Origin of the sequence: Tenacibaculum piscium, from assembly GCF_021390715.1 — a bacterium.
Classification (GTDB): Bacteria; Bacteroidota; Bacteroidia; order Flavobacteriales; family Flavobacteriaceae; genus Polaribacter; species Polaribacter piscius.
The window spans coordinates 69,252-82,495 of sequence record NZ_JAJGWT010000011.1 but is presented as its reverse complement, the minus strand read 5'-3'; the positions used below and the strand labels follow the sequence as shown (position 1 = coordinate 82,495).

The window sequence follows — 13,244 nt, the reverse complement described above, 5'->3', positions numbered from 1 at the left end:
TTTTCTAAGAAATCAATAAAGACTTTATACAGATTTAAATATATTAATTTAAAAACTTTTTTTTGTAATAAGTTTTTGTAGATTTGCTTTTGTAAATAAGTTATAACAACTTACATTTGCGGTATATATAAAACGAACTTTTAATTTAAATTATTTTATAATGAAACAAATCAAATTAGCTGTGATAGCTTTGTTTACGTTTGCTACTATAGCAACAACAAGCGCACAAGATTCAGATAACCCATGGGTTGTTGGTTTTGGTGTTAACAGTGTAGATGTAAGAGGTGCAAGAAACTTTGGAGATTTAGTTAAAGACGGATTAGGTACTTCAGACTGGAATATCTTACCATCTGTATCAAGAATATCTGTTGACAGATATTTAGATCAAGGTTTTTCTTTACAATTAGCTGGGTCTTTAAATAAGATTGAAACATATCTTAAAAAAGATGATATGGATGAGCTTTACTGGGCTATCGATGCAAACGTAAAGTATGATTTAGATCCTTTAGTAGATTTAATTTTCAAAGGAACAACTCAATATTTTGATCCTTATGTATATTTAGGAGGAGGTTATACTTCTTTAGCTGATGAAGGTACTGCAATGTTAAATGCTGGAGCTGGATTTAATACTTGGTTTAATGATAACTTAGGATTAAACTTCCAAACAGGAGCAAAGCATGATTTTGGTGATAAAGTAAGAGGTCACTATCAACACTCTATTGGTTTAGTTTTCAAATTTGGAGGTACTGATACTGATGGTGATGGTATTTTTGATAAAGATGATGCATGTCCAGAAGTTGCTGGATTAAAAGAATTTAATGGTTGTCCTGATACAGATGCTGATGGAATTAAAGATGCAGATGATGCATGTCCAGAAGTTGCAGGTTTAGCTGCTTTAAACGGTTGTCCTGATACTGATGGTGATGGAATTGCTGATAAAGATGATGCTTGTCCTACTGTAAAAGGAACAAAAGCGAACAACGGATGTCCTGATACTGATGGTGATGGTGTTGTTGATTCTAAAGATAAATGTCCTACTGTTGCAGGTCCTGTAGATAACAATGGTTGTCCTTACGCAGATACTGATAAAGATGGTGTTTTAGATAAAGACGATAAATGTCCTAAAGTTGCAGGTGTTGCTTCTAACAATGGATGTCCTGAAGTAGTAATTACTAAAGCTGCTGAAAAGAAATTAAATGACTTCGCAAGAGCTATTTACTTTAACTCAGGAAGAACTACTTTTAAGCCTGGTGTTATTGCTAATTTAGATAGAATTGCGTCAATTATGAAGGAATACTCTAAAGCTAACTTTAGTGTTCAGGGTCATACTGATAGCCAAGGTAAAGCTGCTAGTAACTTAAGATTATCTGAAAAAAGAGCGAAAGCTGTTTTAGATTACTTAGCTAACAAAGCAGGTATTCCATCTTCTAGATTAACTTCTGCTGGATTTGGTGAAGACTATCCAATTGCTTCTAATAAAACAAGATCAGGTAGAGCTGAAAACAGACGTGTTGAAATTAAATTGGTAAAATAATTTTATTAAAACATTTATAATATTAAAAGCCTCACGCAAGTGAGGCTTTTTTTTATTTACTAAATTTATTAAAAATAGGCGTAAAGGTTTTTTAAATTCCCCTAAAAAAATTACCTTTGCACATTGAAAAAAGGAGCTAAAGCTCACGCTAGCAAATTAAATAACTTTAATTACATATAGTAATGTCTACAATAACAGGTAAAGTTTCTCAAATTATTGGTCCAGTTATCGATGTTGAGTTTAATACAGAAAATGCTGAATTACCAAAAATTTACGATTCATTAGAAATTAAAAAAGCTGATGGTTCAATTTTAGTATTAGAGGTTCAACAACATATAGGTGAAGATACAGTTCGTACTATTTCAATGGATGCAACTGATGGTTTAAGTAGAGGTACAGAAGTTATCGCTACAGGTAATCCAATTCAAATGCCAATAGGTAAAGATATTTATGGACGTTTGTTTAACGTTACAGGAGATGCTATTGATGGTTTAGGTGATTTACCTAAAACAGGAGATGCAGGTTTGTCAATCCACCGTCAAGCACCAAAATTTGAAGATTTATCTGTATCAACAGAAGTTTTATTTACAGGTATTAAAGTAATTGATTTAATTGAGCCGTACGCAAAAGGAGGTAAAATTGGATTATTTGGTGGAGCAGGAGTAGGTAAAACCGTATTAATTCAGGAGCTAATTAACAATATCGCAAAAGGACATGGAGGTTTATCTGTATTCGCAGGTGTTGGTGAAAGAACTCGTGAAGGAAACGATTTATTAAGAGAGATGTTAGAATCTGGAATTATCAAATATGGTGATGATTTTATGCATTCTATGGAAGAAGGAGGATGGGATTTATCAAAAGTTGATAAACCTGGAATGAGAGACTCTAAAGCTACTTTCGTATTCGGACAAATGAACGAACCACCTGGAGCACGTGCACGTGTTGCCTTATCTGGTTTATCTATTGCTGAATATTTCCGTGATGGAGCAGGAGAAGCACAAGGAAAAGACGTTCTTTTCTTCGTTGATAATATATTCCGTTTTACACAAGCAGGTTCTGAGGTATCGGCTTTATTAGGTCGTATGCCATCTGCAGTAGGATACCAACCAACATTAGCTACCGAAATGGGAGCAATGCAAGAGCGTATTACTTCTACTAAAAAAGGTTCTATTACATCTGTACAAGCAGTTTATGTACCTGCAGATGATTTAACAGATCCAGCACCAGCAACAACATTTGCCCATTTAGATGCAACTACAGTATTATCTCGTAAAATTGCAGAATTAGGTATTTATCCTGCAGTAGATCCTTTAGATTCTACTTCAAGAATTTTATCTGCTGAAGTTTTAGGAGCTGAACACTATGATACAGCAACAAGAGTAAAAGAAATTTTACAACGTTATAAAGAATTGCAAGATATTATTGCAATTTTAGGTATGGAAGAATTATCTGAAGAAGATAAATTAGTCGTTCACAGAGCACGTCGTGTACAACGTTTCTTATCACAGCCATTTCACGTAGCAGAACAATTTACAGGATTGAAAGGATGTTTAGTTGATATTAAAGATACCATTAAAGGATTTAACATGATTATGGATGGTGAATTAGATAAGTATCCAGAAGCAGCGTTTAACTTAAAAGGATCAATTCAAGAAGCAATTGATGCTGGTGAAAAAATGTTAACTGAAGCATAATTCAACGAATAATTAACAATAATTAATTAAATTATGTTTTTAGAAATTGTAACTCCAGAAGCTATCTTGTTTTCGTCAGAAGTAGATGCTGTTAGTGTACCAGGAATTAATGGTGAATTCCAAATGTTAAATAATCACGCCGCAGTGGTGTCTATTTTAACAAAAGGAACTGTTAAAATACACGTACATACACAAGATCATTTAGTCTTTGATGATTTACATGCAAGTATTATTCCTTTACCTGCAGACTCTAAAGTATTAACTTTAGATATCAAATCAGGAACTTTAGAAATGAAAGATAATAAAGTAATTATTCTTGCAGATTAATTATTTAACTTCATAAATTAAAAAAGCCAAACATTATGTTTGGCTTTTTTTTATTTTAAGTATCTTTGTTTCGTATGAAAGTAGCATTTTTATTTATTGGAGGTCCAGAGATTTTTGTAATCATATTAATTGTGGTCATGTTATTTGGTGCAGATAAAATTCCTGAAATTGCCAGAGGCTTAGGAAAAGGTATCCGTCAGGTAAAAGATGCAACGAATGATATTAAAAAAGAAATCAATAATACAGCAAAAAATCAGGGCATAGATACTGATTTTGTAAAAGATATCGATAAAGAAGTAACCAAGGTTAAAGACGATATTGATGATTTTACAGGACCAATAAAACGTCAGTTTTAAAATTTATTTAACCCGACTAATCGTTAATCCATCACGAATTGGTAATAAAACCGTTTCTATACGAGGGTCTTCGTTTAATTTTTTATTATACTCTAAAAGAATTTTTGTATCAATATCTTTAGGATTTAATTCTTCTACAACTTTTCCACTCCAAAGTACATTATCTGATAAAATAACGCCACCAGTATTCATTTTATCAATAATTAAATCAAAATAATTTAGATAATTTGATTTATCGGCATCAATAAAAACTAAGTCAAATTTGCTGTCTATTGTAGGAATGATATCCAAAGCATTTCCGATATATTGCTTTATTTGATTTTTATAATCAGATTTTTCAAAATAAGTAGCCTGAAGTTCTTCTAATTCTTCATTTTTATCGATAGTGTGTAGCGTTCCATTTTTATGCAATCCTTCGGCTAATGATAAGGCGGAATATCCTGTATAAGTTCCTATTTCTAAAATTGTTTTAGGCTGTATTAATTTTGATATCATCGATAAAACTCTTCCTTGAAAAGCACCGCTTAGCATCCGTGGATTTAATACTTTTTGCCAAGTTTCTCGGGTTAATTCTTGTAATATTTTCGGTTCTTGTTGCGAATGATTCACAACATATTGGTCGATTTTATCTGGTAAAAAGTGCATGATTATTTATTATAAATATTAATTAAATATATTGAAATTAATTAGTTGATTTTTTTAAAATAGCTAATTCTTTTTTTAATTTTTCTTTTTCTTTTGATGATAAGCAGGGCATTTCATTGTTACAAATGTTGGCATTCATTTTAAAGATATGCGACATTTTAGTATTTTGTTTGGAATAACGTGAACAAATTTTACAAGCAATTAAATGGGTGTAAAGTTGTATTTTTTCAATTAAAGAAGCCTCTTTATATTGTGCTTTATTACAAATAGTAGTTGCTTTATTACAGGATATTTTCAGTTTTTTAAACATTTTTTGCTCGTTTATTGAACATATTTAAGATTAAGTATTATTTATGAAACCAATTTTTTTCCATACAGTTTCTTAGTTGTGTTCTTGCTCTATGAATAATAACCCATAAATTTGACGGTGTAATCCCTAATTCCTTACAAATTTCTTCGGTTTCAAATTCTTGAATTGTTTTCATTCTAAAAACGATGGCATATTTTTCAGGAAGGCTATTGATACAATGTTCTAATTGTGTTTTTAATTCTTCATTTTCAATGTTTTTTTCAATGTCACTATTCCAATCTTGGGGGATACACTCTTCAATCCAATCGCCTTGATTATCACCACTTTCATAAAAATTCATTCGAACTTCAGCTTTTCCTTTTGTTGAATTTATTTTTCGATAATAATCAATAATTTTTCTTTTTAAGATGGAAATTAGCCACGTTTTTTCACTTGCTTTTCCTTGAAAATTTTTGGCTGATTTAAGTCCTGCAAAAAAGGTTTCTTGTACTAAATCTTTAGAAATATTAGCATCATTTACTCGAGATATTGCATATTTAAATAAATAATCTGCATATAAATCGACCCATTTATCGGGCGTTAAAGTATTGGATTTATTGGTTTGGCTCATCACTTTCAAATATAAGTTATTTTTTACTTAAAAGGACTTATTTTTGATGGAGCAATCTATCAGAAAAAGATATTATTAGCCTATGAATCATCAAAAATAAAATACGTTGGAACTTTACTTTTACAGATTTTTCAATAAAATATTTCCGTATTTTTACCAACAAGAAAATTTAAAAAATGTCAGTAGCAAAAAAGCAATATAAAAGAGTTACCACGAAATCATTAGTGGACATGAAAGCAAACGGAGAAAAAATTTCGATGCTTACTGCCTATGATTATACAATGGCAAAAATTGTAGACGGAGCAGGAGTTGACGTTATTTTGGTTGGAGATTCAGCATCGAATGTAATGGCGGGGCATGAAACTACGTTGCCTATTACGCTTGACCAAATGATTTATCATGCGAGTTCGGTAATTCGTGCTATTGAGCGTTGTTTGGTAGTCGTTGATTTGCCTTTTGGAACCTATCAAGGAAATTCTAAAAATGCCTTAGATTCCGCTATCAGAATCATGAAAGAATCTGGTGGACACGCCGTGAAATTAGAAGGAGGAAGCGAAATTGGAGAATCTATTTCTCGAATATTAACCGCAGGAATTCCTGTAATGGGACACTTAGGATTAACGCCACAATCGATCTATAAATTTGGAACCTACACCGTTAGAGCCAAGGAAGATGAAGAGGCAGAAAAGTTATTAAAAGATGCCAAATTATTGGAAGAATTAGGGTGTTTTGCCTTAGTTTTAGAAAAAGTTCCCGCAGCGTTAGCAACAAAAGTTGCCGAAAGTTTAACGATACCTGTCATCGGAATTGGTGCTGGTGGTGGCGTAGACGGGCAGGTTTTAGTAACTCATGATATGATTGGAATGACCCATGAATTTAATCCGCGTTTTTTACGTAGATATTTAGATTTATATACCGAAATGACTGGTGCTTTTGAAAGTTATATTGCCGATGTTAAATCGAAAGACTTTCCAAACGAAAAGGAACAATATTAATAGCGTATCCATTAAAAAGCTTTCTGAAAAGAAGGCTTTTTTTATTTTAAAGACTTTTTAAAAGATGATGAAAATACTACACTTAGATTCAAATCACGCATTACTTTTAAATCAATTAAACGATTTAGGTTTTATAAATGAACAAGATTATACCGCATCAAAAGAAATAATAGAAACTAAAATTAATCAATATGATGGAATTATTATCCGAAGTAGGTTCACTATTGATAAACAATTTTTAGACAAAGCCACCAACTTAAAATTCATCGGAAGAGTAGGCGCAGGGCTTGAAAATATTGATTGTGAATATGCGAGTCAAAAAGGAATTCATTTAATTTCAGCTCCTGAAGGAAACAGAAATGCTGTTGGTGAACATGCTTTAGGAATGTTATTATCACTTTTCAATAAATTTAGAAAAGCAGATACTGAAGTTAGAAATGGTAAATGGTTGCGAGAAGAAAATCGAGGAATCGAATTAGATGGCAAAACCGTTGGTTTAATTGGTTACGGAAATATGGGAAAATCTTTCGCTAAAAAATTAAGAGGTTTTGATGTAAAAGTACTTTGTTATGATATCAAACCTAATGTTGGTGATGAAAATTGTACCCAAGTTTCTTTAGAAGAATTACAACAAAAAGCCGATGTTTTAAGTTTACACACACCACAAACTGCAGTAACTACAAATATGATAAATACCGATTTTATCAATGCTTTTTCGAAACCTTTTTGGTTACTAAATACGGCAAGAGGAAAATCGGTCGTTACTTCGGATTTAGTGGAAGCCTTGAAATCAGCAAAAATTTTAGGCGCAGGTTTAGATGTGTTAGAATATGAGAAAAAATCTTTCGAAAACTTATTTGTAAATCAAGAGATGCCCGAAGCATTCCAATATTTAATAAAGGCAGATAATATCTTATTATCGCCACACGTAGCAGGTTGGACCTTAGAAAGTAAGCAAAAATTAGCCCAAACTATTGTTGATAAAATAAAAAAGATTATTTAAAGGTAGAATAAATAAGTTTAATTAATTAAAATTCACCTCTTTTTTATACATTTAGCATTCAATAATAATAATACTATATACTACTATGAGTTTAATTGATGAAAATAAATTAACAGTTCAAAATCAGGAAAGTAAACGTGTTTTAGGAGGTGTTTTAGCAATTTTAATAGGACCATTAGGTATTCATAAATTTGCATTAGGATATACCAAAGAAGGCTTAATAATGTTATTAGGAAGTGTTCTTACTTGCGGATTAGCAGCACCTATTTTTGCAATTATTTCTTTAGTTGAAGGAATTACGTATTTAACAAAATCTGATGAAGAATTTATAAATATGTATCAAGTAAATAAAAAAGGTTGGTTTTAATTCGTTTTAGAAAACGTGTAATAAAAAAATAAAATGGAAGAAAGCAACAACATTTCGAAAGAAAATTTAAAAGAAAAAGCATCAGAATTTGCTGGAAAAGCAAGTGAACACGTTGCCGACGCAATGGAAGGTGTAAAAGCAAAAGTAGGTGAAGTCTTATCAGATGAAACAGTTCAAGACATCAAAAATAAAGCTGCTGAATTTGCTGATGAAGCTAAAGAAACTTTAGAAGAAGTGTCTGAAAAGGCATCAGAGTTTGCGAGTAAAGCAAGTGAAGAGCTTGCTGATTTTGCTGAAGATGCTCAAGAAGAGTTTAAAGAAGCAACTACGAAAGCTAAGAAAATCATCAAAGATTTATTAGATTAGTATTAAGAAATAATAGATAAAAAAGCATCGTTTTAATAAACGATGCTTTTTAATTTAATAAATCAAAAAAGAAATAAAACAGTATTTTTTATTTTTTACGTAATTCTAACGCTTCTTGTTTTTTCTCTTCGTTACGTTCAATTTTATGTTCAGGTCGTGTCCATTTAGGTTTTTCACCTAAGTTTTCAAAAGCAGAATCTTTTGCTTCTACCGTTTGTGGTTGTACCTTTTTAGTAAAAGGTTTCTGAGGATTTAAACCTAGCATTTTAAACATTTTCATATCTTCATCAACATCAGGATTTGGCGTTGTTAATAATTTATCACCAGCAAAAATAGAATTTGCACCTGCAAAGAAACACATTGCTTGTCCTTCTCTACTCATTTGCGTTCTTCCTGCCGATAAACGAACCTGAGTTTCAGGTAAAACGATACGTGCAGTAGCTACCATACGAACCATATCCCAAATTTCAACAGGTTTTTGGTCTTCTAAAGGAGTTCCTTCAACAGCAACCAACGCATTAATTGGCGTAGATTCTGGCTGAGGACTTAAAGTAGATAAAGCCACTAACATTCCAGCTCTATCTTCTGCATTTTCACCCATTCCAATAATTCCACCAGAACAAACAGTTACGTTTGTTTTACGCACATTATCAATCGTATCTAATCTATCTTGATATCCACGTGTAGAAATCACTTCTTTATAATATTCTTCCGATGAATCTAAGTTATGATTATAGGCGTATAAACCAGCTTCTGCCAAACGTTGTGCTTGGTTTTCAGTAACCATTCCTAAAGTACAGCAAACCTCCATATCCAATTTATTAATGGTTCTAACCATGTCTAAAACTTGGTCAAATTCAGGACCATCTTTTACATTTCTCCAAGCCGCACCCATACAAACACGAGAACTTCCGCTCGATTTAGCTCTTAAAGCCTGTGCTTTTACTTGGTTTACCGACATTAAATCGTTTCCATCAACATTGGTGTGATAACGAGCTGCTTGCGGACAATATCCACAATCTTCCGAACAACCACCAGTTTTTATAGATAACAATGTAGAAACCTGTACTACATTAGGATCATGACTTTTTCTATGAATTGTTGCAGCTTCATATAAAAGCTCCATTAATGGTTTATTATATATTTCAAGAACTTCTTCTTTCGTCCAGTTATGTCTTACTTCACTCATAAAAATCAAGTTATTTGTAATGTCAAAAATAAAAAAACTAATTGGCTTTCTATTTCTTTTTAGAAGCTATTTCCTGCTTTCACTACTCGCTTTTTTTATTTTTTCGAAAAGAAAAATAAAAAAGAGCTCAAACAAGCCGTTCAATCAGGGCTAAACCACTAAATAAAGTTCATAGTTTAGAGTTTCTTTAAATTTTATTTGAAAAAAATATCACAAGAAAATAAGAAATCGAATCCGTCAACCTGAATTTATTTCAGGTTCGCATCCTGATTTGCCGTAGTTCTCTTTTTGATGCGATGCTGAAATAAATTCAGCATGACGAAAATAGATAAGGCATTTAAAATCTAAATTAATATTATTTTGATATTAAAACAGAAACAGCATTTCCGCCAAAACCAACAGCATTTACTAAAATGTTTCTTATTTTCTTCGGATGATTTTGTTTTTCAGCAAACGGAACTTCAATAGCTTTCTGATGTTGTAATATCAGTATTGCTAATTCTAAACTAAGTAATCCAGAAGTACCAAAAGTATGTCCGACTTTCCATTTATTGGTGGTTAAAAAAGGTTTTTTATCGCCAAAAACTGCATGAATTGCATTAATTTCAGATAAGTCACCTTTAATAGTTCCAGGAGCGTGCATTACAATAACATCAATATCATCCATAGAAATTTCTCCTAAAGCCATTTTCATTGATTTTTGAAAACAGTCAGCATTTGCCGAAACAGATGTATTATGTTTTAAAACTTCCGTAGCAAAACCGATGCCTTTAATAAGGGCAATTGCATTTTCTTTGATACCTTTTTCTAAACAAAAAACCGCCGACGCTTCACCCAAAACCATGGTATTTCTTTTTTTATCTAAATCAAAAGCTTTACACGGATATTGGTCATTTTCTTTCGAATACACTTTTAAAGCCTGCATTTGTGCAAAGGTAAAATTTGTCAAAGAAGCTTCACTTGCGCCAATCATAAATTTTTCCGACATCCCCGATTGTAACCAAGCAATTCCGTTTAATAACGAATGCAAACCCGTCGAACAGGTAATAGAATGCGAAATTTCAGGACCATTTGATTGTAAATCGTGAGCAATCCAAGACGAAATATTTCCTAAAGTAGTGGTTGGCGAGCTTAAAGTTGATGATTTTCCTGTTTCTAAAAACTCTTTATGATATTTTTCAAACAAAGAAGTCGCACCTCTTGACGAACCAATATTAATTCCAAAATTATCTTCTGATGTCCAATTTGTTTTTTCAATTGCTTTTCTGGCAACATAAATGGTATATAAAACCGAATCGTCTAAATTTTTATATTTAGTATCGGAATTTCGAATTTCTTGAATCGCAATTTTATCATCAGAAGTTAATCTTCCTGCCCAAATATCATTTTCTTGCGATAAGAAATGATGGTCGTTTAAATAGTTCTCCCAAATTTGCGCAGGCTTACTTCCCAAAGGAGAAACCGAGGCAAAAGAGGTGATAGAAATAGCTTGTTTCAATACGTTTAATTTTGTGTAAAAATAAAGGTAAAATCAAGTATAACGAAATAAATAAATATTAATATTGTGAAAAAAAACAAAGTAAATGGAAGTACAAGAACAGAAAAGTTGGTTTGCTAGAAATTGGGGTTGGGTTGTGCCTGTAGGTGGTTGCGGATGTGGTTGTTTAGGGTTTGTTTTATTCGCTTTTTTAGGGATTGGTGCGACTATTTTTAGTGTTTTTGATACAATAATAAATGCAACACCTGTAACATATGCTGTAGAACAGGCATCAATAAATAAAAAAGTTATCAATTTATTAGGAGAACCAATTGAAGAAGTTGGTATTCCATCAGGAAATATATCATTAGAAAATGAAAATGGAGAAGTTGATTTTTCTATCGCTATAAAAGGTTCGAAAGAAGCTGGAACTTTAGTTGTTCGAGGAATGCGTTTTAATGGCGAATGGATTTATGAAGATTTATATGTACGTGTTCAAAATACAAATCAAATTATTAATTTGTTACCTGAACAAACCATTCAGGAAGATACTATAGATAAAAAGAGTCAAAATAATCCTAAAGAAAAAGTTGAAGAAAATAGTAAAGAAAATAACAAGAAAAATAATAACCAAAAGGTTTTAGAAGATATCTAAAACCTTTTCAATAGTTGTATATACTTTTTTTAGTTGTTTTTCGGTAATTATATAAGGTGGCTGAATGTAAATGGTATTTCCTAACGGACGTAAAAAAACACCATCTTCCATAAAATATTTTAATAATTCATCACGTAAAGTTCCGTAACGATTGGCATTTGTTTTCAAATCAATCGCTAAAATAACGCCTTTCGAACGTGTTGAAGCTACTTTTGGATGTTGCTTAATTTTATCTTCAAACACTTTATGAGCATTTGAAATAAACTGAATACTATCTTGAATTTCTTTAGTTTGTAATAATTCGATAGTAGCTAAAGCGGCACTACAAGCTATCGGATTTGCCGAATACGTATGACAGTGAAAAAATCCTTTAGAAATATCATTACTTAAAAAAGTACTGTAAATTTCTTCGGTACAAGAAGTAATTGCCATCGGCACTAATCCGCCAGTTAAGGCTTTACTTAGGCAAATAATATCGGGTTTTGTGGCAATTTCATCCGAAGCAAAATTGTTTCCTGTTTTACCAAAACCAGTCATTACTTCATCAGCAATTGTTAAAATATTTTTGTTTTTAAGATATTTTAAAATTTCATTTAAATCGGCAGCTTCATGAATTTTCATTCCCGCAGCGCCTTGCACTAAAGGTTCGTAAATAAAACCTGCAATATCATTTTTAGAAATTATTTCTTTTAATTGCGATAAAATTTCATCATTATTTTTGCCATTTGGAACAGGAATACGTTTAATATCCATTAAAAAATCTTCAAAAGGACCATTGTAAGCCGATAAGCCAGAAACTGACATTGCGCCAAAAGTATCGCCATGAAAACCGTTTTCAAAAGCAATAAAAGTACTTCGTTTTTCGCCTTTATTAAAATAATATTGCAACGCCATTTTAATAGACGCTTCAACTGCCGTTGAGCCATTATCGTTAAAAAAGATTCTATTTTGATTTTTAGGCAAAATTTTAATCAGTTCTTCGGATAATTTTACAGCAGGTTCGTGCGTAAAATCACTAAACATTATTTGATCTAATGTTTGCATTTGTTTGTAAACCCGACTCGTAATAAAATCGTTGCAATGCCCAAACATACAGGTGTACCACGATGAAATTGCATCAATATATTCCTTGCCATTTTCATCTGTTAAAATACATCCTTTCGCCTTTACAATTCCCAAACTATTCGGGTGTGTTTGGTGCTGTTTTAAAGGATGCCACAAATGTTTTTTATCTCTTTCTTGTAAATTCATAATTTATGTTTTGGCTAGGTTTTCTTTCTTTTCGTCATGCTGAATTTATTTCAGCATCGCATCAATATCCAGTGTAATTATTTTTTATCGAAATAGAGCGTTCTCATGTTGATGCGACCCTGAAACGAGTTCAGTGTGATGTATATTTTTAGACTTTCAGCATCGCATCAAAATTCATCAATAATTTAACGTATCTAAAGTTGGGTTTAATTTTTTAATTAAATTAATCTTCCATTCTTTACGCCAATTTTTTAATTGTTTTTCTCTTGAAATAGCTTGATTTATATCTGTAAATTTTTCAAAATAAATTAAATCACTTGTGTTATATCTTTCAGTGAATTTTGATGCTATTTTTTCTTTATGTTCTATCATTCTTTTGGAAATATTAGCCGTGATTCCGATATAAAATGTCGTTCGATATTTATTTGTCAATATATAAATATAACTTTCTTTCATAAAATTATA

The 13,244-nt window shown here is 31.6% G+C and carries 16 protein-coding genes; 9 read left to right on the top strand and 7 right to left on the bottom strand.

What is annotated here, in order from left to right; all coding sequences use genetic code 11:
* Positions 1–160 precede the first annotated feature (160 nt).
* The 4 genes from L0U77_RS10610 (at position 161) to L0U77_RS10595 (ending at position 3,911) form a co-directional block, all read left to right on the top strand.
* Entirely contained in the window at positions 161–1,534 is a 1,374-nt protein-coding gene (locus L0U77_RS10610; RefSeq protein WP_233884703.1) for an OmpA family protein, read from the top strand.
* Between the two features lie 182 nt (positions 1,535–1,716).
* Positions 1,717–3,228 carry a F0F1 ATP synthase subunit beta gene (gene atpD, locus L0U77_RS10605; protein WP_101917854.1) on the top strand — a complete coding sequence of 504 codons (1,512 nt, stop codon included), beginning with the start codon at positions 1,717–1,719 and terminating at the stop codon, positions 3,226–3,228.
* Positions 3,229–3,261: 33 nt separating this feature from the next.
* Positions 3,262–3,555, top strand: a complete 294-nt coding sequence (locus L0U77_RS10600; protein WP_101917853.1) for a FoF1 ATP synthase subunit delta/epsilon — start codon at positions 3,262–3,264, stop codon at positions 3,553–3,555.
* Positions 3,556–3,629: 74 nt separating this feature from the next.
* Positions 3,630–3,911: a Sec-independent protein translocase subunit TatA/TatB gene (locus L0U77_RS10595; protein WP_233884702.1), complete on the top strand. Its 282-nt coding sequence runs from the start codon at positions 3,630–3,632 to the stop codon at positions 3,909–3,911.
* 3 nt (positions 3,912–3,914) lie between these two features.
* Here L0U77_RS10595 and L0U77_RS10590 read toward each other — a convergent pair whose 3' ends face one another.
* Genes L0U77_RS10590 through L0U77_RS10580 form a run of 3 tightly spaced genes read right to left on the bottom strand, consistent with a single transcriptional unit; the run spans position 3,915 to position 5,476 of the window.
* Positions 3,915–4,556 carry an O-methyltransferase gene (locus tag L0U77_RS10590; protein WP_233884701.1) on the bottom strand — a complete coding sequence of 214 codons (642 nt, stop codon included), beginning with the start codon at positions 4,554–4,556 and terminating at the stop codon, positions 3,915–3,917.
* Between the two features lie 37 nt (positions 4,557–4,593).
* Positions 4,594–4,866, bottom strand: a complete 273-nt coding sequence (locus L0U77_RS10585) for a hypothetical protein (RefSeq protein WP_101917850.1) — start codon at positions 4,864–4,866, stop codon at positions 4,594–4,596.
* Between the two features lie 37 nt (positions 4,867–4,903).
* Entirely contained in the window at positions 4,904–5,476 is a 573-nt protein-coding gene (locus tag L0U77_RS10580) for a sigma-70 family RNA polymerase sigma factor (RefSeq protein ID WP_233897944.1), read from the bottom strand.
* Between the two features lie 176 nt (positions 5,477–5,652).
* Here L0U77_RS10580 and panB point away from each other — a divergent pair, with 176 nt between their 5' ends.
* From panB to L0U77_RS10560, 4 genes are all read left to right on the top strand, one after another.
* Positions 5,653–6,471, top strand: coding sequence for a 3-methyl-2-oxobutanoate hydroxymethyltransferase (gene panB / locus L0U77_RS10575; RefSeq protein WP_233897943.1), 819 nt, complete (start codon positions 5,653–5,655; stop codon positions 6,469–6,471).
* A 67-nt stretch (positions 6,472–6,538) separates the two neighbouring features.
* Positions 6,539–7,474: a 2-hydroxyacid dehydrogenase gene (locus L0U77_RS10570; protein WP_233901162.1), complete on the top strand. Its 936-nt coding sequence runs from the start codon at positions 6,539–6,541 to the stop codon at positions 7,472–7,474.
* 85 nt (positions 7,475–7,559) lie between these two features.
* Positions 7,560–7,841, top strand: a complete 282-nt coding sequence (locus L0U77_RS10565; protein WP_101917847.1) for a TM2 domain-containing protein — start codon at positions 7,560–7,562, stop codon at positions 7,839–7,841.
* A 33-nt stretch (positions 7,842–7,874) separates the two neighbouring features.
* Positions 7,875–8,207 carry a hypothetical protein gene (locus L0U77_RS10560; protein ID WP_233898488.1) on the top strand — a complete coding sequence of 111 codons (333 nt, stop codon included), beginning with the start codon at positions 7,875–7,877 and terminating at the stop codon, positions 8,205–8,207.
* Positions 8,208–8,295: 88 nt separating this feature from the next.
* Here L0U77_RS10560 and bioB read toward each other — a convergent pair whose 3' ends face one another.
* Together bioB and L0U77_RS10550 are read right to left on the bottom strand one after the other, a co-directional pair.
* The gene (gene bioB, locus L0U77_RS10555; protein WP_233901157.1) at positions 8,296–9,396 is read right to left on the bottom strand and encodes a biotin synthase BioB; all 1,101 of its coding nucleotides are present in this window, start codon (positions 9,394–9,396) and stop codon (positions 8,296–8,298) included.
* A gap of 355 nt (positions 9,397–9,751) precedes the next feature.
* Positions 9,752–10,894, bottom strand: coding sequence for a beta-ketoacyl synthase N-terminal-like domain-containing protein (locus tag L0U77_RS10550; RefSeq protein ID WP_233901156.1), 1,143 nt, complete (start codon positions 10,892–10,894; stop codon positions 9,752–9,754).
* Positions 10,895–10,979: 85 nt separating this feature from the next.
* On the opposite strand from L0U77_RS10550, the gene L0U77_RS10545 reads away from it, so the two are divergent.
* Complete coding sequence (locus L0U77_RS10545; protein ID WP_233897939.1) at positions 10,980–11,528, top strand: cytochrome c oxidase assembly factor Coa1 family protein; 549 nt, start codon at positions 10,980–10,982, stop codon at positions 11,526–11,528.
* On the opposite strand, the gene bioA is transcribed toward L0U77_RS10545, so the two are convergent.
* Entirely contained in the window at positions 11,514–12,779 is a 1,266-nt protein-coding gene (gene bioA / locus L0U77_RS10540; protein WP_233897938.1) for an adenosylmethionine--8-amino-7-oxononanoate transaminase, read from the bottom strand. The two genes, L0U77_RS10545 and bioA, sit on opposite strands and share 15 nt — an antisense overlap.
* Positions 12,780–12,956: 177 nt before the next feature.
* Positions 12,957–13,235 (bottom strand): GIY-YIG nuclease family protein, encoded by a 279-nt coding sequence (locus L0U77_RS10535; RefSeq protein ID WP_233897937.1) that lies wholly within the window; start codon positions 13,233–13,235, stop codon positions 12,957–12,959.
* Between the last annotated feature and the right edge of the window lie 9 nt (positions 13,236–13,244).

Coding starts and splice junctions, on each gene's coding strand:
- L0U77_RS10610 (WP_233884703.1), top strand. CDS start 161: ATGAAACAAATCAAATTAGCTGTGATAGCTTTGTTTACGTTTGCTACT.
- atpD (WP_101917854.1), top strand. CDS start 1,717: ATGTCTACAATAACAGGTAAAGTTTCTCAAATTATTGGTCCAGTTATC.
- L0U77_RS10600 (WP_101917853.1), top strand. CDS start 3,262: ATGTTTTTAGAAATTGTAACTCCAGAAGCTATCTTGTTTTCGTCAGAA.
- L0U77_RS10595 (WP_233884702.1), top strand. CDS start 3,630: ATGAAAGTAGCATTTTTATTTATTGGAGGTCCAGAGATTTTTGTAATC.
- L0U77_RS10590 (WP_233884701.1), bottom strand. CDS start 4,556: ATGCACTTTTTACCAGATAAAATCGACCAATATGTTGTGAATCATTCG.
- L0U77_RS10585 (WP_101917850.1), bottom strand. CDS start 4,866: ATGTTTAAAAAACTGAAAATATCCTGTAATAAAGCAACTACTATTTGT.
- L0U77_RS10580 (WP_233897944.1), bottom strand. CDS start 5,476: ATGAGCCAAACCAATAAATCCAATACTTTAACGCCCGATAAATGGGTC.
- panB (WP_233897943.1), top strand. CDS start 5,653: ATGTCAGTAGCAAAAAAGCAATATAAAAGAGTTACCACGAAATCATTA.
- L0U77_RS10570 (WP_233901162.1), top strand. CDS start 6,539: ATGAAAATACTACACTTAGATTCAAATCACGCATTACTTTTAAATCAA.
- L0U77_RS10565 (WP_101917847.1), top strand. CDS start 7,560: ATGAGTTTAATTGATGAAAATAAATTAACAGTTCAAAATCAGGAAAGT.
- L0U77_RS10560 (WP_233898488.1), top strand. CDS start 7,875: ATGGAAGAAAGCAACAACATTTCGAAAGAAAATTTAAAAGAAAAAGCA.
- bioB (WP_233901157.1), bottom strand. CDS start 9,396: ATGAGTGAAGTAAGACATAACTGGACGAAAGAAGAAGTTCTTGAAATA.
- L0U77_RS10545 (WP_233897939.1), top strand. CDS start 10,980: ATGGAAGTACAAGAACAGAAAAGTTGGTTTGCTAGAAATTGGGGTTGG.
- bioA (WP_233897938.1), bottom strand. CDS start 12,779: ATGAATTTACAAGAAAGAGATAAAAAACATTTGTGGCATCCTTTAAAA.
- L0U77_RS10535 (WP_233897937.1), bottom strand. CDS start 13,235: ATGAAAGAAAGTTATATTTATATATTGACAAATAAATATCGAACGACA.